The 262-nt window shown below is 56.1% G+C and carries 2 rRNA genes; both read right to left on the bottom strand.

What is annotated here, in order from left to right:
* Window positions 1–63 (bottom strand): 5S ribosomal RNA (gene rrf, locus J4G33_RS16915); the annotation flags it as partial.
* Between the two features lie 74 nt (window positions 64–137).
* A 23S ribosomal RNA gene (locus J4G33_RS16910) occupies window positions 138–262 on the bottom strand; the annotation flags it as partial.

The following is a 262-nucleotide window of genomic DNA, read 5'->3' as shown; positions in this document are numbered from 1 at the left end:
GAAGGGCTTAGCTTCCGGGTTCGGAATGGAGCCGGGCGTTTCCCCTTCGCTATGACCACCGAAACTCTATGGAGATGTCATCGGTTTCCCGACCGTATCTCGGGAACCGCACAGTGGACGCGTAGCACAAGTAAAGTTGTGTCAAGTTATCGGCTTATTAGTACCGGTCAGCTGCGAGAGTCGTTAGTCCTCTCTTCCACATCCGGCCTATTCACCCAGTGGTCTAGCTGGGAGCCTCTCGGGGCAAGCCCCGTGGAAACCT

It is taken from the genome of Actinotalea soli (assembly GCF_017565425.1).
Classification (GTDB): Bacteria; Actinomycetota; Actinomycetes; order Actinomycetales; family Cellulomonadaceae; genus Actinotalea; species Actinotalea soli.
Note: the sequence above shows the minus strand (reverse complement) of the source record. Positions and strands in the feature narration are given on the sequence as shown.